Raw genomic sequence first — 22,443 nt, 5'->3', positions numbered from 1 at the left:
CCCTGGCCTGCCGAGGGACGCTCATCGATGAAACACGCGATTGCCAAGAACACCGACACCGCCCCGCGCTTCTGGCGTGACAACGCCCTGCCCTTCATCGAGGCCCGCGCCATCGCCGACGGTCGCGAGGTCTGCTACGCCCGGCACTCTCACGAGCACTTCTCCATCGGTGCGATTACGGCCGGGCGCAGCACCTATGTCAACGAGCGCTCCGCGTTCGAGGTCAGCACCGGCACCGTGGTGCTGATGAACCCCGGCGACGTACACGCCTGCAACCCCATCGACGATCAACCCTGGTCTTACCGCATGCTGTACGTCGATACGCCTTGGCTGACCGAGCTTCAGCATCAATCGGGTTTCAGCGAGCAGTTGGACTTTCGACGCTTTGAGCTCACGCACAGCACCGACACCCGCCTGTTTGAAGGGCTCAACCGGTTGTACGAAACCCTGGTGGACGAACAGGTCGACACCCTGGAGAAACACAGCGTGGTCGTGGCGTTTTTCAGCGAAGTCCAACAACAGCTCAACCCGGCAGGCGAGACGTTACGTGAGGCCAACCTCAAGCTGGAACGGGCGGCCGACTACATCCGCGAGCATTGCACCCTGGCGCTCAAGCTGGAGGACATTTGCCAGGCCGCCGACCTGTCGGCCTCGTACCTGATTCGCGCCTTCAAGCAGCATTACGGCATGACGCCCCACGCGTTCCTGGTCAACCGGCGCATCCAGTTCGCCACCGCACAATTGCGCAGGGGCAAGCTGATCGCCGACGTGGCCCTGGAAGCCGGTTTTGCCGATCAGGCGCACTTTCAACGCGCCTTCAAGCAGCACCTGGCCGCCACGCCGGGACAGTATCGCGGTTAAACGTTCAAGGTTTGGGGTACCACCAGATACCCCGCGCTGACCGCCAACAGCAAGGCCATCACCCGATTGAACACGCGCATGCCTCGCGGGTTGCCCAGGTAGCCGCGCAAGAATGTCCCGGCATAGGCCCAGCAGCCGACCGACAGGTAACAGACCACCAGGTACACCGCCGCAAACTGCCAGACCAACTGCGCCTCTCCGTCGGCGACGAATGCGCCCATCCCGGCAACACAGGCCAGCCAGGCCTTGGGGTTGAGCCACTGCATCAGCGCGCCGTAGAACATCGTGGGCGCCTGGCCGTCGTCATCGGTGCTGAGCCGCCCGTCATCGGCCGCCAGTTTCCAGGCCATAAACAACAGAAACGCCACCCCCGCCCACTGCACCACCCGGGTCAGGACGGGCCAGAGTGTCAACAGTTCATGCAGCCCCAACCCCATCAGCACCAACAACAGCACAAAGCCCAGCGTGGCACCCGCCACATGCCGCTGACTGGCGCGAAAACCGTACTGGGCGCCCGAGCTCAGGGCGACGATGTTCACCGGGCCCGGCGTGATCGAGGACGCCAGCGCAAATGCGGCCATAGAATGGATCAAACTCATTGCACACCTTCTTCAATACAGTCGTAGGATTGGAGGCACTCACCGTAACGAGCGCCCCCGGTGCCTGTATTGAAGAAAACTGCCCCGCTCGCGGCAGGTCAGGCTGTCGATGTGTCCAGCCTTTGTGGCTGGTCGAGGTACACGCTTGAGCATGCCCTCAATGAGGGCGATCTGACGCTGTCGCGTCAGCCCTCTTTCATGGCATGGTTAAGCCTCCGCCCGCAGATAACTTGAGACATTGCCGTGAATCTGAGCATTTTTTTCGCCTTGGCCGCCGCCGCACTGTTTGGCGCCAGCACCCCGTTGGCCAAACTGCTGGGCGCCACGTTCTCGCCGGTCATGCTGGCCGGGCTTCTGTATTTGGGAAGCGGCATCGGCCTGACCCTCTGCCGGTTGATCCGTGACCGCCAATGGCGCCCCAGCGGCCTGAAAGCATCGGAGTGGCCATGGCTGATCGGCGCCATTGTATTCGGCGGGATACTCGGCCCCGTTGCGCTGATGGTCGGCCTGACCCTGACCCCCGCCTCAACCGCGTCGCTGATGCTCAACCTGGAAGCTGTGCTGACCGCGTTGCTGGCCTGGCTGGTGTTCAAGGAGAACGCCGACCGGAGGATTGTCGCCGGGATGCTGGCCATTGTCGCCGGGGGCGTCGTCCTCGCCTGGCCGCACGACTCCACCCAGGCGCTGGGCTGGACCGGACCGCTGCTGGTGGCGCTGGCCTGCGCCTGCTGGGCCATCGACAACAACCTGACCCGCAAGGTTTCGGCCTCCGACGCCCTGTTCATCGCCGGGACCAAAGGCTGGGTTTCCGGCGCGGTCAACTGCTCGCTGGCGGTGTTTCTCGGCGCCCGGCTCCCCGACGCGGCGACACTCGGCCCCGCGTTACTTCTCGGTTTTCTGGGCTACGGCGTCAGCCTGGTGCTGTTTGTGCTGGCGCTCAGAGGCTTGGGCACCGCACGCACGGGCGCCTACTTCTCGACCGCCCCGTTTCTTGGCGCAGCCCTGTCAATTCTGCTGCTGGGCGAGCCGGTGTCATGGACGTTCTGGCTGGCCGCCGTGCTGATGGGCGCGGGGGTGTGGATTCATCTGCGCGAACACCACGCCCACGAGCATCAACACGATCCATTGCACCATGAGCACCGGCATGTTCACGATGAACACCATCAACATGAACATGCCGATGAATGGGACGGCACCGAACCTCACAGCCACCCCCACCAGCATGCTGCACTGCGCCACAGCCATGCGCACTTCCCGGACATTCACCACCGGCACCGGCATTGACGGCTGAACACGGGCAACACACTGACCCTCAACCTCATGACTCATGGTTTACACAAAAAGGACTGACCCGCGATGGATACCAGCGATACCGTTTTTCATGCCCTTCATCACCATGGTTTGCTGATACTGCCCAATGTGGCCGACGCCGGCGGTGCGCGCCTGGTCGAGCAACGGGGCAGCAAGGCCGTGGCCACCAGCAGTGCGGCGGTGGCCTGGTCCCACGGCTACCAGGACGGCAATCAATTGCCATTGCCCTTGCTGAGCAGCACCTTGCAGTCGATAGCCCGCGTCATCAGCGTGCCGCTGACCGTGGACATCGAGGCTGGCTACTCGGACGACCTGCAACAGGTTGCCGGGGTCATTGAAGCGGTGATCGGCGCCGGGGCCGTAGGGATCAATCTTGAAGACGGCTATGGCTCGCCTGACCTGCTGGCCCGCAAGATCGAAACGGCCCGTCAGGTGGCCGACATTCGAGGCGTGAAACTGTTCATCAACGCCCGCACCGACGTTTACCTGAAAAACCTGGTGCCCGCCGAATCGCGTCTGGCCGAAACCTTGAAGCGTGCCGCGCAGTACCAGGCAGCGGGTGCAGACGGATTGTTTGCGGCCGGCATGAGCGAGCCCACCGAGATTGCCGGGTTGTGCTGCGGCACGTCGCTTCCGGTGAACCTGCTGTCCCGCGAAGGCTTGCCTTCGCCACAAGCCTTGCAAGCCCTGGGCGTTCGCCGGCTGACGGCCGGTTCGAGCATCGCCGAGTTCCTCTACGGCGCCATGGGCAGCCTGGCCAGCGGTTTTCTGCAGAACGGGCAACTTGAGACTCAGCACCTGAAAGCCTTCAGTTACGGCGAGTTGAACGCGTTGATGGCGCCCTAGCTCTCCATCGAGTTTGAGCGCAAGAGACCGGGTGTCATCCTGCGGGCAGGTCACTAACCTGTCCACACTTGCCCACTACGGCCCGGAGCCCCTATGCCTTATCACCACGCCAGTGAGTTCCTGGCCTCCATCGACCCGGACTGGGCGCGGCACATCAGGGCCATCGGCCCATGCCTGCATCAGCCCAAACCGGCCCGTGATCCGTATGAAGCGCTGGTGCGGGCGATTGCCTATCAGCAACTTCACGCCCGCGCCGGGGATGCGATTCTGGGACGCTTGATTACGCTGTTTCCCGGGATGCCGTTCCCGACACCCGAACGCCTGTTGGCCACCGAGGTGGACGTGCTGCGCGGCTGCGGTTTTTCCGCAGGCAAGATCGCCACCCTGAAGGGCATCGCCCAAGGTGCACTGGACGGCCTGGTTCCGGACGATGCAACGGCGCGGGCGATGAGTGATGACGCGCTGATCGAACGCCTGACCGCATTGCGCGGCGTCGGGCGCTGGACCGTGGAAATGCTGCTGATCTACACCCTCGAACGCCTGGACATTCTGCCCGCCGACGATTTTGGCGTGCGTGACGGTTACCGGCGCCTCAAGGGCCTGGCGCAGACGCCCAGCCGCCAGCACATGATCGAGATTGGCCGGCCTCTGAGCCCCTATCGAACCGTGGCAGCCTGGTATTTGTGGCGAGTGCCGAAGCCTTGAAGCGCTATGCATTGCTTGACGCTCAGGGCCAGCCGATACGCAGCGCCGAGCGCGGGACCGTCGGCGGTCATCGGCGCTCACGCCTTTATGGTTGCCTCGACTGCCCGGCCGCCCTGCGTGCCATTGCTCGCGGCGGGTACGTGGCCCATCGCGTGTTCTTCAAGGACGAAGCCACCGCCCGCGCCGCAGGTTACCGGCCATGTGCGGTGTGCATGGCCAGGGCCTATACCGAGTGGAAAGCCCTGGCACCCTGAGCACGCCCTCACCGCTTATCCGAACCGTTAGCGCGCAGAGCCGTCAGACCCCGCCTTTGGCTTGTTGCTCCAGGTGCAGTTGCAGCTGCGGATCGAGTTTCAATGCACTGGCCAATTCGTCCAGGTAAGTGCGTTCGGCCTCTTGCTGGTCGTCCACCAGCATGACACTGGCCAGGTACATTTCCGCGGCCATGGCCGGGTCCTGGGCAGACTGCGCCACATCGGCCGCGTCCAGGGGCCGGGCAACTTCGTCATCGAGCCATTGCTGCAGTTGCGGATCGTCGGTATGCCGACCGATTTCAGCACTGATCATCTGTTGCTCCTGCTCGTCGATCCGGCCGTCGGCCTTGGCCGCCGCGATCAAGGCCCGCAGGATCGCGTGGCTGTGATCATCCGCCTCGGCCCCGGACAATTGATCCACGGTGCGTAATGCCTGCTGCGGCGCGGATGCCTGTTGCTGCTGCCAGTTCTGGTAGGCCTGGAACGCCATCATGCCCAGTGATGCCAGCGCGGCGTAGTTAGTGCCACCCGCGCGCGCCTGCCCGGTGCCGCCACCAGACGAACCGCCCAGCAGGCCTCCCAACAATCCCCCCAGGCCAGCGCCGCCACCCGAGCCCGCACCGCCCATCAGGCCACCGAGCAGCCCGCCAAGACCACCGAGCCCGCCCTGTGTCGAAGCGCCTCCTTGTTGAGTCATCGAGGCCTGGCCGGCCTGCAGTAATTGTTCGAGCAAATCGCTGGTGTTCATGGCAAGACCCTCGTCGATAACCGGCATTCAGACAGCCAACAATAGCCCCTGCACACCATTGCGCCACCGCCGTCTGGCTGACACCGAATTACATCAGGCGCAACTCCAGATACTGCAACAGCATGATGGTCTTGCCATCGGCGATCTCACCGCTGCCCACCATCGCAATGGCCTGTTCGAAACCCAGTTCCAGCACCTCTATGTCTTCACCCTCATCCGCCAGGCCACCGCCGTCGCCGACACGGTCATGGGGTTGATATTCGCCGATAAAAAAATGAATCCGTTCGGTCACCGAGCCCGGACTCATGAAGGCCTCGTAAATTTTCTGGACGGATTCGACGCGGTAGCCGGTTTCTTCCTCAGCCTCTTTGCGAATGCGTTCTTCGGGGCTGGCGTTGTCCAGCAGGCCCTGCGGCGGTCTCGATCAGATAGCCGTCATGCCCGTTGACGTACGCCGGCATGCGGAACTGACGCGTGAGCAACACCGTACGTCGCTCGCGATTGAACAACAGGATGGTCGCGCCGTTGCCACGGTCATACACCTCGCGGGTCTGTGCCTGCCAACTGCCGTCGCGGCGGCGCAGGTCGAAACTGAACTTCTTGAGCACATACCAATTGTCGGACAGGGTTTCTTGCGCCGTGATGCGAACAGGACCGGGCTTCATTGCACATCCTTTTTCAGTGGGTTGGCCTCAGCATCTCGTTTGAAATCGCGCACCGTCAAGGCCGTTTCCATGGTCGAGCCGCGCGAGACCGTTCATTCGCCAGCCGCACTACACGTAAGCACCCACAATCCGCTTCACCGTCATCAGCGCCTGTCGAAGCGAGCCGGTGTCCACAGACCCCAATGCCAAGCGGATCGCATGCGGTACGTGGACAGAGGTCGCAAAAGGCTGGGCGGTCGAGACCGAAATGTGTTCGCGCATCAACGCCATTGCAATCTGGTCAGCCCTGGCATCCTCCCCCAAGGGCAACCACAGAAAGTAGGAAGAAGGATGGCGAACGTATCGCAGCCCTGCCAATACATCGCTGGCCATGGCCTGCCTCGCTTGTGCGTCTGCACGTTTTTGCACTTCCAACTGGCTGACGGTGCCATCGTCGAGCCACGCACAGGCGATCGCGGTCATCACCCCGGGCGTGTTCCAGGTGGTCGCCCTGATCGTGCGCTCCAGTGCCGGCACCAGGTGGGTCGGTGCGGCAACAAAGCCGACGCGCAACCCGGTGGCGATGCTCTTGGATAACCCTGAAACGTACACCGTTCGTTCTGGCGCCCACTCCGCTAACGGTGGCGGCGCCTCTTGCGCCAGAAACGCGTACGCCGCGTCCTCAATGATCAACAGTTCATGCTTGCGCGCTATCGCCACGAGCTGCTCACGCTGCCCCGCCGCCATCACCCATCCCAACGGATTGTGCAGGGTCGGCATGCTGTAAACGGCGCGCACCGAGCGGCTCCGGCAGAGTTTTTCGAGGGCATCGAGATCAGGCCCATCGTCCGTTGCCGGAATGGGCACCACTTCAAGCCGCAGCGTTTCGGCCAGCACCTTGAACCCAGGGTAGGTCAACGCGTCGGCCGCGATGACGTCACCGGGTTGCAAGAGCGCCATCATGGTCACCGCCAACCCATGCTGGGCACCGCTGACGATCAACACCTGCTCGGCGGGCACTGTCAGCCCGCGTGTACTCAGATGGCGCGCGACCGATGCCCGCTCATGCAGGCGCCCCGCGTGCGGCTGGTAGCGTAGGTGGGACTCCAGGTCACCGGACAACGCGAGCTGGCGCAAGGCGTGGCGCAACAGCTCGGTTTGCCCCGGCAATGAGGGATAGTTGAAGTTGAGATCGATCATCCCGGCAGCAACGTCTTGCTGATCTATGCCCAGCCCGGGAGACAAGGACGTTTCCCGGACAAAAGTGCCGCGCCCCGTTTCCCCGCTGACCAGGCCCATGGCCTCAAGCTCTGCATAAACCCTGCTGGCGGTGACCAGGGCCAGCCCTTGCGTGGCGGCGAGGTGGCGGTGGGTCGGCAAGCGTGTACCGGGCGGCAAACGCCCGGAGCGGATATCGGCGGCAAAGGTGTCGACCAGCGACTTGTACCGGGAACGAGGCATGTCGAGATGTATCCATGACAATATTTTGATTGTCTTGATGTTCGGTCATACGCTCCGCTGCATGCAACCCCCCAATTGAGTGTGGCCCGCCATGGAACGTACCTCGCTGCTAAACACCCCGACGCTGGAAAAGAACACGAGCGGGTGGATCAACGGATTCATCGGCGTCCTGATCTTCAGCGGCTCGCTGCCGGCGACACGGGTGGCGGTTCTGGAGTTTGACCCGGTCTTTCTGACCGTTGCCCGCGCGACCATCGCCGGCGTGCTGGCGCTGTGCATGCTTTTGTTGTTCAAGGAAAAGCGCCCCGCTCGACGCCAACTTTTACCCTTGGTCATTGTGGCAATGGGCGTGGTGATCGGGTTTCCGCTGTTGACTGCACTGGCCTTGCAGCACGTGACGTCTGCACATTCCATTGTCTTCCTCGGTCTGTTGCCGCTTGCGACTGCACTATTCGGCGTCTTGCGCGGTGGCGAACGTCCCCGGCCGGCATTCTGGTTCTTCTCGGTCCTGGGAAGCCTGACAGTGGTGGCGTTCGCCGTCTCCCAGGGCCTGAGCGCATCTCCCGAGGGTGACATCCTGATGCTGTTGGCCATCATTGCCTGTGGCCTCGGTTACGCCGAAGGGGCAAAGCTTTCAAGAGCGCTGGGCGGTTGGCAGGTGATTTCGTGGGCATTGGTGCTGTCGCTGCCCGTCGTAGCGACGCTGACCGGGCTCCAGGCACCCGCTTCGTTCTCGGGAATCAGCCCGCCCGCCTGGTTCAGCCTGGCTTACGTTTCGCTCTTCAGCATGCTGATCGGTTTCGTATTCTGGTATCGCGGCCTTGCCCAGGGAGGCATTGCCGCCGTGGGCCAGCTTCAGTTGCTACAGCCATTCTTTGGCCTGGCGCTGGCGGCCACCTTGCTTCACGAAACCGTCAGCATCGGCATGCTTGGGGTGACCGTCGCGGTGATTCTCTGCGTTGCCGGGGCGAAGAGGTTTGCGAAGTAGATGTGCAAGGCAATGGGGAGCTCAGCCGCCGCGTGACAAGGGTAAGGCGATCTAGAGATACATCCCTCAGGCAGCATCAAAGGGTGTACCGCTTTGGGGCGTGAAGCAGTCGTTGATGACCGGGAGGCAAACCGTCAGTCCGTGATACTCAAGTGATCAACAAGCGCCCACTACCCTGAAGAACGTGACAACCCTCATGACGGAGGCGACAACCATGAAGAAGGAGACGATCGGCGCAAAGGAAGAAGTCGCGGCAGGCACTGTTTCTCAGTTGATCGACGAGAGAATCAAGGAACTGAGTGACTGGCGAGGCGAGATGCTCGCTTGGGCCCGGACACTCATCAAACAGGCTGACCCCGAAGTCGTCGAGGAATGGAAATGGAGAGGCGTTCCAGTGTGGTCACACGGCGGGATCATCTGCACGGGTGAAACCTACAAGCACGCCGTGAAGATGACTTTCGCCAAGGGCGCTTCGCTGGAGGACCCTTCAGGTCTCTTCAATGCCAGCCTCGAAGGCAACACTCGACGTGCCATTGATCTCCATGAAGGCGACAGGATTGATGAGGCCGCGCTAAAAACGTTGATTCGCGCGGCCGTGGATCTCAATACATCCGTACGAACGAGCGCTCGCAGAAAACCGACTGAGTAAATGCTCTTGCAAACCGCTGGTGTGTGATGAGAGTCATCATTGCGGCGTATTGGGCGTCACGCCTCATTTTCCAGATGCCCATCGAACGTATCTGTGACGATGAGCTATCCAGCCCTGGCGCGTTTGAATCCCCCGGCCTTTAACAGTCTTTGACAGTTTCCCGACAAAGCTCTCAAAGATTGCCCGTAACCACTCCCCTAGCATGGCGGCATCCACTATTGAACCGGGTGTCCCATGCTTCGCGCGACTCGCTTCGTCCCCATGCTCGGACTTTTGCTCGGCAGCCTCGGTTGTCACGGCCAGCCACCTGCTGTGCCGACGATTCACAAAGGGGACTATGCGGCCATCGTCCACTACCTGCAAAAACACATACCGCGCGAGATGGCCGAGCACAATGTGCCGGGGCTGTCGGTGGCGCTGGTGGATGGCCAACAACTGATCTGGGCACGCGGCTTCGGTTACGCCGACATGACACGCGGCGTGCCGGTGACGGAAAACACCGCATTTCGTGCCGGGTCGATTTCCAAACTGTTGACCGCCACAGCCGCCCTGCAATTGGTCGAGAGCGGCGCACTCTCGCTCGATGCACCGGTGCAACACACCCTCGAAGAGTTTTACGTGCGCTCGCACTTTCATGTCGGCCAGGGTGATGCCAACCGCGGGGTGACGCTGCGTCGCCTGCTCAGCCATCAGGCCGGCATCCCCAACGAATACCTGCCCGACCTGCAACAACCCTACGACCTGGCTCAATTGCCGCTGCGGGTATCCGGAGTCTGGTTGAGTCACCCACCCGGCAGCCAGGTGGCCTACTCCAATCTCGGCTATGCACTGGCGGGCGCAGCGATTGAGCGCAGCAGCCAGCAAGACTTTGAAAGCCAGTTGCAACACACCCTGCTGCGACCTCTGAAAATGAGCCAGTCCAGTTTCGTCGGCAACGCGGCGGACGCCGTGTTCCGCGCCCGTGGCTATCCGGCACGCGCCAGGCGTGCTGACAGCGATACCCGCGACATGCCCGCCGCAGGCCTGTGGACCAGCCCTCGGGACCTCAGTCATTACGTACAGATGTTGTTTGCCCAGGGCCGCTACAACGGCGAGCAAGTGCTGGCGGCCGAGTCGATCCGCGAGATGCTCCGCTCCCAGAACACCCGCAACCCGCTGGATTACGACTGCCAGGTCGGCCTCGGCTGGTTCCTGTCGGCCTGCGGCGGCGAGGACATCCACCCAGGTGTTCCCATTGTCCAGCACAGCGGTTCCAGCGGCGATTTCGTCGCGCAATTGAGCGTCCTGCCAGAACAGCAACTGGCAGTGATCGTCATGAGCAACGCCGGCAACAGCCAGGAACTGGTCACGCCCCTGGTTACCCGCACCTTGCGCTTGATGCTCCAGGCCCACGGTGATCCGAGCGAGTGCGCAGAGGACTGCAACCCACACGCCTCCAATGCCCACGCAGTACGTACCCGCACTGCCCGAGGCATGGGCCATGCCGTCAGCCGCCAGCTCAATGACACCAGCGCCCCCTTCAATCCTCTCCTTCCACCCAACAACAACCTGAGTTTCTGACCCTCCATGAAAACCCTGATCAGCTCCAAAACGTTCTGCCTGTCACTCACCTCTTTATGTGTGCTGGCTTCGACCGACTCCCTGCACGCCGAAGACTGGCATTACAGCGTAAAGGGTGGCGCCGCCAGCGTGCCGCGCTACAGCGGCAGCGACGAACGTGTTGTCACCCCGTTGTTGGGCGGCGAGATTGTCAGCCCCTACGGCGTATTCCTCGATACCTCGCGGGGGTTGGGCTGGCAAAGCGAATGGGGCAACCTGGCGCTCAGCACCTACGTCGGCCCCAGCCAAACTCGCAAGGATCGCCAGTCGACACTGGGTGGCTCGGACGACTTGAAGGGCATGGGCTCGATCAAATCGCGGGCGCAACTGGGCGTCAGCGCAAGCTATACCCTCGGCGCGGTGGTGCTGGGTGCGACGGCGGAACATGCGCTGAAAAAGAGTGACGACAATCACGACACCGATTCGGCGTACAGCCGCCTGGAACTGAGCGTCAGCACGCGGCTGTACGAGGGCGACTATGGCAGCCTCGACGGCAGCCTCAACAGTCAGTTTGGCAACGCGGACTATATGCGCACCTGGTATGGCGTCAGCGACGCTCAGGCAGCACGCAGCCGATTCCGGGCCCACGACACCCACGGTGGGCTGGTCAGCCGTGGCGCCAACCTGACCTGGGCTGTGCCGATCAATGACCAGACCGAGTTCAGCACCGTGCTGGCGGTGCAGCACCTGAGCAAGGAGGCGGCTGACAGCCCGATTGTCGAGCAGCGCTTGCAGACGTCACTGGCCGGGCAAGTGAAATACAGTTTCTGATTGATCGCCAGCGGCTACGTTACGGATGAGGCGCCGAGCTTGAAAGCCGCCTCAATCCGCGGCCGCCCAGGTCATGCGAAACGACGCCCCGCCCCAAGGCGAATCGCCGACTTCAACCTTGCCGCCGTGCCCTTGCGAGACTCGCCTGACCAGGGCCAGCCCCAGCCCGAAACCACCGGTGCGGCGATCACGGCTGGCGTCCAGCCGGGCGAACGGTTCGAAGATTTTTTCGCGCCCGTCCAGCGGCACTCCCGGCCCGTCGTCATTGACCAGCACTTCGTAACCCTGCTCGCCCAACACCAGCGACACCTCCACGCGCTGGTCCGCATACCGAATGGCGTTGCGCAGCAAGTTGATCACCGCCCGGGCCATAAATCGCGGTTCGATACAGATCGACTCGACCTCACAGGCACGGATCGACAACACAACCCCCGCCGCCTCCGCCTCCAGAGCAACACTGCCCACCACGCTGTCGAGCCAACTGAGGGCCTGAATGTTTTCACGGTTGACCACCGTGGCGTTGCGTTCAAGGCTGGCGTAGGTCAACAGCTCCGAAACCATTTCTTCCAGCTCGCCAAGGTCGGCGTACATGTCGGCGATCAGCTCGCGTTTCGCCTGCGGGTCGGACAGCTGTTTGAGCTGATCGAGTTCAAAAGACAATCGTGTAATCGGCGTGCGCAGCTCATGGGAAACCGCATTGGTCAGCTCACGCTGATTGGCGATCAAGCCTTCGATACGGGCGGCCATTTGATTGAAGTGTCCGGCCAGGTCGCGAATGTTCGAGCGCTTCGAGAGCTGGATGCGTGAGCTCAGGTCGTTGTCGCCGAAACGTTGCGCGGCAAGGCGTAGTTTCTCCAGATCACGCCAATGAGGGCGAACCCAAAAGAACAACACGATCCCCAGCAACACCCCGAGCATGGTGTACGCCGCTATCAGGTAGAACGCGTTCATGTTGGGCTCTTCGGGGAGCTTGATACTGAGCAACTGCGGACCGTTGTCGATGACCGAGATAAACTGCGTGTACTTGTCCCGAATTACCAGTTGGCCCTCATCGAGCAAGGTCTTTTCCCGCTCACTCAGTGCCAGTGCTTCGCGCTGTACCAGTTGCAGCTGCAAACCGTAATGGGGCTTGAGCACCTGCAATTGCTGCTCGCGGCCCGCCTCATCGAGGGGTTGGAGTTGCTGCACCAGCGAATACGCCGGGCCTCTCATGGCATCGCGGTTGTAGGTCTGCAGCGTGCCGTCGAGCAGCGCGGTAAACGTGCGATCAACCACCTCCAGCGCCGCCACCATGCCAATCGCCAGAACAATAAAAAGCCCAAAGAAAAGACGCAGCATTTACAGCTCCCAGGCGAACGGGTTGAACAGATAACCCTTGCCCCAAATGGTCTTGATGCACACCGGCTCCCGAGGGTTGTCCTTGAGCTTGCCGCGCAACTTGCTGATGTAGACGTCGACGCTGCGGTTGAGGCCGTCGAAGGCAATTCCGCGCATGCGATTGAGGATGTCATCGCGCGACAGAATCTTGCCCGCCGCACTGGCCAACAACCACAGCAATTCAAATTCCATGGTCGTCAGTTCGATGACCTCGCCCGCCAGCCGTACTTCGCGGCAACTGCGATCAATCGACAGGTTGCCGAACGCCAGGGAGCCGCGCACGGTGGTTTCGGGAATCTGCCGCCGCTGCAACGCGCGCAGGCGAGCCAATAGCACAGGCGGCTTGATCGGTTTGATCACGTAATCGTCGGCCCCGGATTCCAGGCCCAGGATGTGATCCAGGTCGTCTTCCTTGGCGGTCAGGATGACAATCGGCGTCTCCGAAACGCTGCGAATCTCGCGGCACACGTGCAAACCGCTTTGCCCTGGCAGCATCAGGTCGAGCACGACGATTTTCGGTTTGAAATCGAGAAACGCCGCCAGCGCCAGATCGCCCCGATGCACGGTCATGACCTCAAAGCCATGTTGCGACAGAAAGTGCGCGATCAGCGTCGCGAGCCTTTCGTCGTCTTCAACGAGCAATACTTTGCCAAACCCCAGGTTATCCATAACGACCGTCTGCCAACCCTTGTGTGAAGTGGGCCGTATTATGGCGCCAATTGGGAATGGGACGGTTATCGCAGGCAGCAAAAACCGGCCTCGGGGGCCGGTTTTCAGTGATCTTTCATACTCTTAAGAGTTTTTAACAATATCAAATCAAACAATCACTTTTGCAGGCGCCTGGCTTGTCAGTGATGGGGATCTCAAGGACGCCGTCGCCGGCAAGCCGTGCGCCTACAGGGTTATGCGGCGGTCGGCACACCGCTGTGGAAGCGGAACTCCACATCCGGCGACTCGATGAGTTCCTGTTCCGCCGTGCGGACTCTTTCGATCACCTGAGCAATGTCCTTGGCGTCGCCATACTGATAAGCCAGCTTCAGGTAACCCTGAAAGTGCCGGGCTTCGCTTTTCAGCAGGCCGAAGTAGAACTTGCCCAGTTCCTCGTCCAGATGCGGCACCAGCGCCTCGAAGCGCTCGCAGCTACGCGCCTCGATAAATGCACCGACCACCAGCGTGTCCACCAGCTTCACCGGTTCATGGCTGCGCACCACTTTGCGCAGGCTCGAGGCGTAGCGCCCGGCGGACAGCTGCCGCAACTCGATCTTGCGCTTTTTCATCAGGCGCATGACTTGCTCGTGATGCACCAGTTCTTCCCGGGCCAGACGCGACATCAGGTTGATCAAATCAACATGGGAGTGGTACTTGGCAATCAGGCTGAGCGCCGTACTGGCCGCCTTGAACTCGCAGTTCTTGTGGTCGATCAGCAAGGTTTCCTGATCCGCCAGCGCGGCCTCGATCCAACCCTGCGGCGTGCGGCAGCCGAGAAATTCATGGATTTCGGGAAGGATCATTGGGTAGCACCACACGGCAGGACAGCGACGATTTCGGGGATCAGTAACATGAGGCTCACGAAAAAAGGGTTCACAGCGAAGGCCGCCGATTATACCGGCCTGCCGGCAGACCACCAGCCACCGCACTTGATATGCATCAAGACCCGAGTTCACGAGCAGCAACTATAGTTGTGCAACGCAGCGTCTTTTCATTCATCGGAGATCCCGATCATGCAAGCCATCCGCAGTATCCTGGTGGTCATCGAGCCTACACCGGCCGAAAGCCTCGCCCTCAAACGCGCCAAGCTGATCGCCGGGGTGACCCAGGCACACCTGCATTTGCTGGTCTGCGACAAGAAGCATGATCATTCGGCGCTGTTGAGCGTGCTCAAGGCCAGCCTCCAGGAAGAAGGCCATAGCGTCACCACCGAACAGGCGTGGAACGAAAGCCTGCACGAAACCATCATTGAGGTGCAGCAAGCCGAAGGCTGCGGGCTGGTCATCAAACAACACTTCCCCGATAACCCGCTGAAAAAAGCCCTGCTGACCCCGGCGGACTGGAAACTGTTGCGCCAGTGCCCGAGCCCGGTGCTGCTGGTAAAAACCGCCACGCCGTGGGCGGGCGGAACCATTCTTGCCGCCATTGATGTGGGCAACAGCGACCCGGAACACCGCGTGTTGCACGCCACCATCGTCGATCACGGCTTCGATATCGCGCACCTGGCCAAGGCTCACCTGCATGTGATCAGTGCCCATCCCTCGCCGATGCTCTCGGCGGCCGACCCGGTGTTCCAGCTCAAGGAAACCATCGAGGCCCGCTACCGCGAGCAGTGCAAGGCGTTCCAGGCCGAATTCGATATCGACGACGCCCACCTGCACATCGAGGAAGGTCCGGCGGACGTGCTGATTCCCCACATTGCGCATAAATTGCAGGCCGCCGTGACGGTCATCGGCACTGTGGCGCGCACCGGGTTTTCGGGCGCGCTGATCGGCAACACCGCCGAGGTGGTGCTCGACTCACTGGAAAGTGACGTGCTGGTGCTCAAGCCGCAGGAAATGATGGATCACCTGGGGGAGTTGGCGACCAAGGCATAGATTCATCGGTATTTGATAGATCGCTTTCGCGGGCAAGTCGGTATCTACAGGTGCAGTGGTGCCGTTGTAGGAGCAAGGCTTGCCTGCGATGCTTTCAGGGATCAGTCGCCAAACGCGTCCTTGAGGAACCCCGGCGCGATATAGCGCTGGTAATGCGCTTCGGACAGCAGGAAGAATTCCCGATCAATGGCGTCGCGCAACTCGGGCAGGTTCCAGTCGCGAAACTCCGGCAACAACACCATGCCATACGCCTCCAACTGGTTGATCACCCGTGCACCGCGGGCGATCAGTTGGTACGCCCAGCAGTAAGGGGACTGATGGGGCACGAAGCGGATTTTTCGTTGTTCCAGCTGCAAGCGCAGCCGTGCGGAATCGAATATTTCCAGTTTTCCGGCCATTACCTGTACCAGTAACTGTTCAAGGCGCAGCCACACCGCGCGCTTTTCTTCCTCGTTGTAACCGTTCCAGTGAATCACTTCATGGTGGAAACGCTTGCAGCCACGGCACACCAGATCACCGTAAACAGTGGAGCAGAGGCCGATGCAGGGAGTCTTGATGGTCTGATTGGGCATAGGTAGGCAAAACGCGAGAAAGCAAAACAGGCCGGCATGTTAGCCCTTTGTCTAACATTGATCACCCCTCAAACTTCAGGGCATCAGGGTCTGTTGGACTTTGGTGACGACCGCGACGGATGCCCGCGCCTTGCCTCGCACACGTTGGCCCAGCAACGCGGCTCGCCACCAAAGTCCAATAGACCCTGACTTACCTTTAGATTTTTTTTGCCGTAGAATCAGCCAGCCTTTTAAGGCGCCAATGTCCGTTAGAAGCTGTTTTCAAAGCGTCACGAGCACAGTCGTTCCTTCAGAGCGGTGTTGGCGAGGAGTTTTTCCAGCGGGGAACACTCAGCGCCAACCCTCATCAGCTCCGTTCTGCAGGCGTAAAACTTTGAAAGCAGCTTCTGTGAGGAATTCCGGCAACTCAGGCTTTGCGGCTCAAAAAGCCCCCAAGCGCTGAGTGCCGTGAGTTTCTGGATGAGCGTCCCGGACACCCATTTGGGACCACTGATGAGGGTAATAACTGTGCTTGAAGCCTACCGCAAACATATCGAAGAGCGTGCAGCACTGGGTATCGTTCCCCAGCCGCTTAACGCCGAACAAACTGCAGGCCTGGTCGAGCTGCTGAAGAATCCCCCGGCAGGCGAAGAAGCTGTTCTGCTGGACCTGATCACCAATCGCGTTCCACCTGGCGTGGACGAAGCGGCCTATGTAAAGGCAGGCTTCCTGTCCGCACTGGCCAAAGGCGAAGCCACGTCCCCTCTGATCGACAAGAAACGCGCTGTTGAACTGCTCGGCACCATGCAGGGCGGCTACAACATCGTGACCCTGGTTGACCTGCTCGACAGCGCTGAACTGGCACCTGTTGCCGCAGCGCAACTCAAGCACACCCTGCTGATGTTCGATGCTTTCCACGACGTCGCGGAAAAAGCCAAGAACGGCAATGCTCACGCCCAAGGCGTACTGCAATCCTGGGCTGACGGCGAATGGTTCAAGAACCGCCCGACCCTGGCCGACAAGATCAGCCTGCGCGTGTTCAAGGTCACCGGCGAAACCAACACCGACGACCTCTCCCCTGCGCCTGATGCCTGGTCCCGCCCGGACATCCCGTTGCACGCCCTGGCCATGCTGAAAATGGCCCGTGACGGCATCGTTCCTGACGTACAAGGCTCCATCGGCCCGATGAAACAAATCGAGCAGATGCGCAACGACGGCTTCCCGATCGCCTACGTCGGTGACGTGGTCGGTACCGGTTCGTCGCGTAAATCGGCCACCAACTCGGTGCTGTGGTTCTTCGGCGACGACGTTCCTTACGTGCCGAACAAGCGCTCCGGCGGTTTCTGCTTCGGCAGCAAAATCGCTCCGATCTTCTACAACACCATGGAAGATGCCGGCGCACTGCCAATCGAATTCGACGTTACCAACATGAACATGGGCGACGTGATCGACCTGTACCCGCATGCTGGCAAAGTCTGCAAACACGGTACTGACGAAGTCCTGACCACCTTCGAAATGAAGACCCCGGTGCTGTTGGACGAAGTCCGTGCCGGCGGTCGTATTCCTTTGATCATCGGCCGTGGCCTGACCGAGAAGGCGCGTACCGAGCTGGGTCTGCCACCTTCGGAGCTGTTCAAGAAGCCTGAAGCACCGGCTGAAAGCACCAAGGGTTTCACCCTGGCGCAGAAGATGGTCGGCAAGGCGTGCGGCGTAGTGGGCGTTCGCCCAGGTACGTACTGCGAGCCGAAAATGACCACCGTCGGTTCCCAGGACACCACTGGCCCGATGACCCGTGACGAACTGAAAGACCTGGCATGCCTGGGTTTCTCGACCGATCTGGTCATGCAGTCCTTCTGCCACACCGCTGCTTATCCAAAGCCGATCGACGTCACCACTCACCACACCCTGCCCGACTTCATCATGACCCGCGGCGGCGTTTCCCTGCGTCCGGGCGACGGCATCATCCACAGCTGGCTGAACCGCATGCTGCTGCCGGACACCGTCGGTACCGGTGGTGACTCCCACACCCGTTTCCCGATGGGCATCTCGTTCCCGGCCGGTTCCGGCCTGGTCGCGTTCGCCGCAGCCACTGGCGTGATGCCACTGGACATGCCGGAATCGATCCTGGTGCGCTTCAAAGGCAAAATGCAACCGGGCGTCACCCTGCGTGACCTGGTTCATGCCATTCCTTACTACGCGATCCAGGCTGGCCTGCTGACCGTAGAGAAGAAAGGCAAGAAGAACGCCTTCTCCGGCCGCATCCTGGAAATCGAAGGCCTGGACAACCTGAGCATCGAACAAGCCTTCGAGCTGTCCGACGCCTCGGCCGAACGTTCCGCTGCCGGTTGCACCATCAAGCTGTCGAAAGAGTCGATCACCGAGTACCTGAGCTCCAACATCACCCTGCTGCGCTGGATGATCGGCGAAGGCTACGGCGATGCGCGTACCCTGGAACGTCGTGCTCAAGCGATGGAAGCCTGGATCGCCAACCCTGAGCTGATGGTTGCCGATGCTGACGCCGAATACGCTGAAACCATCGAAATCGACCTGGCCGACATCAAGGAGCCTGTGCTCTGCGCGCCGAACGACCCGGACGACGCCCGTCTGCTGTCCAGCGTTGCTGGCGAGAAGATCGACGAAGTGTTCATCGGTTCGTGCATGACCAACATCGGTCACTTCCGCGCTGCCGGTAAACTGCTGGATCAGGTCAAGGGTCAGCTGCCAACCCGTCTGTGGCTGTCGCCGCCGACCAAGATGGACGCTCACCAACTGACCGAAGAAGGCTACTACGGCATCTACGGCAAGGCTGGCGCACGCATGGAAATGCCGGGCTGCTCGCTGTGCATGGGCAACCAGGCACGCGTAGAACCGAACTCCACCGTCGTGTCCACGTCGACCCGTAACTTCCCGAACCGTCTGGGCGATGGCGCCAACGTTTACCTGGCTTCGGCCGAGTTGGCGTCGGTGGCTTCGATCCTGGGTCGCCTGCCGACCGTCGAGGAGTACATGGCCTACGCGAAGGAAATCGACACCATGGCCAGCGATGTGTATCGCTACCTGAGTTTCGACCAGATCGCCGAGTTCCGTGAAGCTGCAGCGAACGCCAACATTCCGGTCGTTCAAGCCTAACGTTACAACGCCATAAAAAACGCCGCCCATCCCACGATGAGCGGCGTTTTTTTTATGCCCGGCGTTCCGCCTCTTGCACCGCACCGTCCACGCTCAGGCCGCTGAGGCTGACCCGTGAACGCTCGACCTCCGGCAGCGAGGCCAGCACGCTCAGCGCTTCATGCTTGAGGCGCGCCAACACCAAGCGCTTGCCTTCAAGACGCACACGAAGGAAAAACTCCTCCAGCGCCTCGATACTGGTGCCGTCCAGGTCCGGCGACTCCTCCAGGCTGAGAATCACCGTATGAATCGGCACCTCGGAATGTCGGACCAGTCGTAACGCAGCCCCCAGAATCCGCTCGGCGTTGGCGAAGAACAGCGCCTCGCTCGGCCGGACAATCAGCACACCCGGCACGGCTTTGGCCAAAGGATGGCGTTGCAGGTCGACAAAATCATGCCCGCCGCCGATCTGCCCGAGGATCTGGATATCCGCCGCCGACATCTGTTTGAGCATCAGCAACACACTGATCGCCACCGCCAGCAACAGACCGTCCAGCACGCCGAGCACCAGCACTGCCGCCACGGCGCAGATCACCAGCAGGCGATCACGACGCCAGATGAAGTAACGGCCCAGCGGCTGCAAGCTCAGGCCACGGCCCAGCGCATGCATGACAATGGCCGCCAACACCGGCTCCGGGGTCAAGGCGATGTAGGGCAACACCGTCAGCACAATCAGCAACACCACCAGCGCCGCCAGCCCACCGGCCAGCCGCGAGGTCGCGCCCGCCGCTTCATTGGCGGACGTCGCGGAATACCCCGCCCCCGCCGGCATGCCATGGAACAGCCCGGACAGCAGATTGGCCGCGCCGAGGGCCAGCAAGTCCCGGTTGGAGGTCACCCGATCACCGTGCTTGAGTGCGAAGGCGCTGATCGAGCCGTAGGACTCTGCGTAAAGAATCATCACCATGGCAAACCCCAGCTCCCCCAGCCGCAGCCAATCGGCAAAGGGCAGCGCTGGCAACCGTGGCACCTCCAGGCTGAGGTCAATCGCACCTATCAACGGGACGCCATGATCTGGCAGATTCAGCCATTGACCCGCCCCGATACCGATCATCACCACCAGCAGTCCACCGGGCAAACGCCGGAAGTGTGCGAAGCACCACAACAACATCAACGCCACCGCCGCGACACCCGCGCCCGCCCAGTTCCACCGAGGCAGTTGCTCCAGCAACTGAGGCAAAAAGCGGATCAGGTTGCCGTCACTCAAGTGCACACCGACCACACTGGCGAGTTGTTTGAGGATGATCGTCAGCGCCAGGCCAAAGGCAAACCCGCGCAGCACCGGCTTGGCAATAAAGGACGTAACGCTGCCGAGCCGGAACAACCCGGCCAGTAAAAAGAACCCGCCGGTGACCAACACCAGGCCGAAAGCCAGCGTGGAGCGCAGCGCCGGATCACCGCCTGACAGCGTCATGCTGGCCGCCGCCAGTACCGCCGCCGAAGACGACGTCGCCGAGACAATCGCAAACCGGCTGGTGCCCAGAAGCCCATAGCACAGCAGCCCGGCAAACAATGCAATGACGCCAGCCTGAGGCGCCAACGCGGCAATGCTCGAGTAAGCGACCGCTTCTGGCAGCAATAAACCGGCAATCGACAACCCTGCCAACAGGTCCTGCCAACGGTTCGGCCGGTCGCGGACGCTGGAAGGCTCAGCCGGCAATCGGGCCTCCCTGGCCCGCGCAAAGGCAGGCCTCCCAACGAGGCACGGTGGTCAGTAGCGAGTGTTCGCGAGCCATCTAGCGTCTCCAATCAGGCCTTTTCGGGTCGGTGAGGGAGTGTAGCGTCTATTCGGCCCATCGCCGACCAACGGCGCAGCTTACCCCGGCGCACCCGCTCCGCTACCAGATCAGGTAGTTGTCCCGACCCGGTCTGCGGATAAGAATCCCTCCCACTGCACGCGACCCGCAGACACGCTTGCACCTCGATCCGGCGCTGCAACTCAAGGAGGAGTTATGCGCATTATCATGATCGCCATCGGCTCGGAGGGCGACGTCCGTCCCTTCATCAGCCTGGGTAAGGCACTGGTGCGCCGTGGGCACCCTGTGACGGTGTGCAGCCTGCCCGCGTTTGCCACGACAATTGAACACAACGGCCTGGAGTTTGCCGCCATCTGCGACGAAACGACCGGCAACGCGGCCATGAGCGACTCGAAACCCCGGGGCTCCAGGACCTCGTTTTCTGCGCGGTGGAAAGCCCTCTCGGGCATGCTCGAACCGGTCTACGAGTACATCGCCGCCCGGCGACACGACGACATCGTTGTCGTGGGTTCGTTATGGGCGCTGGGGGCACGGGTCGCCCAGGAAAAATTCGGCATGCCTTACCTCTCGGTGCAGGTCTCCCCCGCCACGCTGATCTCTGCCCACCTGCCACCGGTACACCCCCGGTTCAAGGTTCCGCAGGGCATTCCGCTGGTCATGCGCAAAATGCTCTGCCGCACGATTGAATACCTCAAGATGGATCGGATCTGCGCCCCGCAGATCAATGCCCTGCGCCACAAGAAAGGTTTGCAGGGCACGGTAAAACACGTGTTCAGTCAGTGGATGCACGCGCCCGATGGCGTCATCTGCCTGTTTCCCGAATGGTTCGCCCCCGTCCAGCAAGACTGGCCGCAGCCGCTGCACATGACGGGTTTTCCGCTGTCCGAACGTACCGACGAAAGCCTTGACGATGAATTGCAGGCCTTCCTTCGCGCAGGCCAGCCGCCCATCGTCTTCGCACCGGGTGCGGCCCGGCAGTTTGACGAACACTTCTACCCCCTGGCCCTGTCGATCCTGCAAAAACTCGGGGCACGAGGGATTTTCCTCGGCGAGCACCGGGCGCCCCTCAAACGCCTGCCCCTGAGCGCGTTGCAGCGCGAGCACGCGCCCATGGGGGCCCTGCTGCCACACACGGCGGGCCTGGTCCATTCAGGTGCAATCGGAACCATGAGCCTGGCGCTGGCCGCCGGTGTCGGGCAAATCGTCATGCCGGCCGCCCACGATCAGTTCGACAACGCCGAGCGACTGGTACGCATGGGGTGCGGCATCAAACTGAGTTTGCCGCTGGACGAAGCCCGCCTGCGTGACGCCTTGATCGATTTGCTGGAGGACGCTCGCATGGTGGCGGCCTGCGCCCGCACTCGCCAGCTTTCACCGCCCGCCACGCTGGCCTGCGAGCACGCGGCCAGCATCATCGAACGCTGCCGACCGCCAACAAAACCGCGCCTGCTGCGCACAGCGTCGTGAAGAACCCCATGCCAGAGCGTTCACCTTGAAAAAATAAGCGTTTGAAACGTTGACAGACGGTCGTCGTGAACTAGATTGCTTCCTGTGCACGGATGCACGGCA

The 22,443-nt window shown here is 61.5% G+C and carries 19 protein-coding genes and 2 pseudogenes; 12 read left to right on the top strand and 9 right to left on the bottom strand.

All coding sequences use genetic code 11. The features are described 5' to 3' along the window. Positions 1 to 27 precede the first annotated feature (27 nt). Complete coding sequence (locus AABM54_RS12130) at positions 28 to 861, top strand: AraC family transcriptional regulator (RefSeq protein WP_347905835.1); 834 nt, start codon at positions 28 to 30, stop codon at positions 859 to 861. Here AABM54_RS12130 and AABM54_RS12125 read toward each other — a convergent pair. After that, a complete protein-coding gene (locus AABM54_RS12125) occupies positions 858 to 1,460 on the bottom strand; it encodes a LysE family translocator (protein ID WP_347905833.1) in 603 nt (200 codons plus the stop codon). The two genes, AABM54_RS12130 and AABM54_RS12125, sit on opposite strands and share 4 nt — an antisense overlap. 243 nt (positions 1,461 to 1,703) lie before the next feature. Between AABM54_RS12125 and AABM54_RS12120 the strand changes: the two genes are divergently transcribed. The 4 genes from AABM54_RS12120 to AABM54_RS12105 all read left to right on the top strand — a co-directional run bounded on the left by AABM54_RS12120 (position 1,704) and on the right by AABM54_RS12105 (position 4,576). After that, entirely contained in the window at positions 1,704 to 2,744 is a 1,041-nt protein-coding gene (locus tag AABM54_RS12120; RefSeq protein ID WP_347905831.1) for an EamA family transporter, read from the top strand. A gap of 72 nt (positions 2,745 to 2,816) precedes the next feature. Then, positions 2,817 to 3,617: an isocitrate lyase/phosphoenolpyruvate mutase family protein gene (locus AABM54_RS12115; RefSeq protein WP_347905829.1), complete on the top strand. Its 801-nt coding sequence runs from the start codon at positions 2,817 to 2,819 to the stop codon at positions 3,615 to 3,617. 93 nt (positions 3,618 to 3,710) lie between these two features. After that, the gene (locus AABM54_RS12110) at positions 3,711 to 4,322 is read left to right on the top strand and encodes a DNA-3-methyladenine glycosylase 2 family protein (protein WP_347905827.1); all 612 of its coding nucleotides are present in this window, start codon (positions 3,711 to 3,713) and stop codon (positions 4,320 to 4,322) included. After that, the gene (locus AABM54_RS12105) at positions 4,319 to 4,576 is read left to right on the top strand and encodes a metal-binding protein (RefSeq protein WP_347905826.1); all 258 of its coding nucleotides are present in this window, start codon (positions 4,319 to 4,321) and stop codon (positions 4,574 to 4,576) included. The genes AABM54_RS12110 and AABM54_RS12105 overlap by 4 nt, the downstream gene beginning before the upstream one ends. Positions 4,577 to 4,619: 43 nt before the next feature. On the opposite strand, the gene AABM54_RS12100 is transcribed toward AABM54_RS12105, so the two are convergent. The 3 genes and pseudogenes from AABM54_RS12100 to AABM54_RS12090 form a co-directional block, all read right to left on the bottom strand. Next, positions 4,620 to 5,324 (bottom strand): DUF533 domain-containing protein, encoded by a 705-nt coding sequence (locus AABM54_RS12100; protein ID WP_347905825.1) that lies wholly within the window; start codon positions 5,322 to 5,324, stop codon positions 4,620 to 4,622. Positions 5,325 to 5,412: 88 nt separating this feature from the next. Then, a pseudogene (nudK, locus tag AABM54_RS12095) lies at positions 5,413 to 5,989 on the bottom strand (GDP-mannose pyrophosphatase NudK). A 108-nt stretch (positions 5,990 to 6,097) separates the two neighbouring features. Next, positions 6,098 to 7,429, bottom strand: a complete 1,332-nt coding sequence (locus tag AABM54_RS12090) for a PLP-dependent aminotransferase family protein (protein WP_347905823.1) — start codon at positions 7,427 to 7,429, stop codon at positions 6,098 to 6,100. Between the two features lie 91 nt (positions 7,430 to 7,520). On the opposite strand from AABM54_RS12090, the gene AABM54_RS12085 reads away from it, so the two are divergent. The 4 genes and pseudogenes from AABM54_RS12085 (at position 7,521) to AABM54_RS12070 (ending at position 11,436) form a co-directional block, all read left to right on the top strand. Beyond that, positions 7,521 to 8,417: a DMT family transporter gene (locus tag AABM54_RS12085; protein ID WP_347905821.1), complete on the top strand. Its 897-nt coding sequence runs from the start codon at positions 7,521 to 7,523 to the stop codon at positions 8,415 to 8,417. Positions 8,418 to 8,631: 214 nt separating this feature from the next. After that, positions 8,632 to 9,066 (top strand): DUF1801 domain-containing protein, encoded by a 435-nt coding sequence (locus AABM54_RS12080; RefSeq protein ID WP_347905820.1) that lies wholly within the window; start codon positions 8,632 to 8,634, stop codon positions 9,064 to 9,066. Positions 9,067 to 9,300: 234 nt separating this feature from the next. Next, a pseudogene (locus tag AABM54_RS12075) lies at positions 9,301 to 10,455 on the top strand (serine hydrolase domain-containing protein); the annotation flags it as partial. 177 nt (positions 10,456 to 10,632) lie between these two features. Next, positions 10,633 to 11,436 carry a MipA/OmpV family protein gene (locus tag AABM54_RS12070; RefSeq protein WP_347905818.1) on the top strand — a complete coding sequence of 268 codons (804 nt, stop codon included), beginning with the start codon at positions 10,633 to 10,635 and terminating at the stop codon, positions 11,434 to 11,436. Between the two features lie 51 nt (positions 11,437 to 11,487). Here the strand turns inward: AABM54_RS12070 and AABM54_RS12065 are convergent, their stop codons facing one another. From AABM54_RS12065 to AABM54_RS12055, 3 genes are all read right to left on the bottom strand, one after another. Then, entirely contained in the window at positions 11,488 to 12,774 is a 1,287-nt protein-coding gene (locus AABM54_RS12065; protein WP_347905817.1) for an ATP-binding protein, read from the bottom strand. Next, complete coding sequence (locus AABM54_RS12060; protein ID WP_347905815.1) at positions 12,775 to 13,482, bottom strand: winged helix-turn-helix domain-containing protein; 708 nt, start codon at positions 13,480 to 13,482, stop codon at positions 12,775 to 12,777. Between the two features lie 233 nt (positions 13,483 to 13,715). Then, positions 13,716 to 14,324 (bottom strand): tRNA isopentenyl-2-thiomethyl-A-37 hydroxylase MiaE, encoded by a 609-nt coding sequence (locus AABM54_RS12055; protein ID WP_347905813.1) that lies wholly within the window; start codon positions 14,322 to 14,324, stop codon positions 13,716 to 13,718. A 210-nt stretch (positions 14,325 to 14,534) separates the two neighbouring features. On the opposite strand from AABM54_RS12055, the gene AABM54_RS12050 reads away from it, so the two are divergent. Beyond that, positions 14,535 to 15,398 (top strand): universal stress protein, encoded by an 864-nt coding sequence (locus tag AABM54_RS12050; protein ID WP_347905812.1) that lies wholly within the window; start codon positions 14,535 to 14,537, stop codon positions 15,396 to 15,398. A gap of 101 nt (positions 15,399 to 15,499) precedes the next feature. Here AABM54_RS12050 and AABM54_RS12045 read toward each other — a convergent pair whose 3' ends face one another. Further along, positions 15,500 to 15,970, bottom strand: coding sequence for a DUF1289 domain-containing protein (locus AABM54_RS12045; RefSeq protein ID WP_347905810.1), 471 nt, complete (start codon positions 15,968 to 15,970; stop codon positions 15,500 to 15,502). Between the two features lie 507 nt (positions 15,971 to 16,477). Between AABM54_RS12045 and acnB the strand changes: the two genes are divergently transcribed. Further along, entirely contained in the window at positions 16,478 to 19,078 is a 2,601-nt protein-coding gene (gene acnB, locus AABM54_RS12040; protein WP_347906173.1) for a bifunctional aconitate hydratase 2/2-methylisocitrate dehydratase, read from the top strand. A 52-nt stretch (positions 19,079 to 19,130) separates the two neighbouring features. Here acnB and AABM54_RS12035 read toward each other — a convergent pair whose 3' ends face one another. Next, on the bottom strand, positions 19,131 to 20,777 hold the full coding sequence (locus AABM54_RS12035) for a SulP family inorganic anion transporter (RefSeq protein WP_347905808.1): 1,647 nt from the start codon (positions 20,775 to 20,777) through the stop codon (positions 19,131 to 19,133). 292 nt (positions 20,778 to 21,069) lie between these two features. On the opposite strand from AABM54_RS12035, the gene AABM54_RS12030 reads away from it, so the two are divergent. Then, positions 21,070 to 22,341, top strand: a complete 1,272-nt coding sequence (locus AABM54_RS12030) for a glycosyltransferase (protein WP_347905806.1) — start codon at positions 21,070 to 21,072, stop codon at positions 22,339 to 22,341. The last annotated feature ends 102 nt before the right edge of the window (positions 22,342 to 22,443 follow it).

Origin of the sequence: Pseudomonas purpurea (assembly GCF_039908635.1) — a bacterium.
GTDB lineage: Bacteria > Pseudomonadota > Gammaproteobacteria > Pseudomonadales > Pseudomonadaceae > Aquipseudomonas > Aquipseudomonas purpurea.
This window is presented reverse-complemented; position numbering and strand designations above follow the sequence as displayed.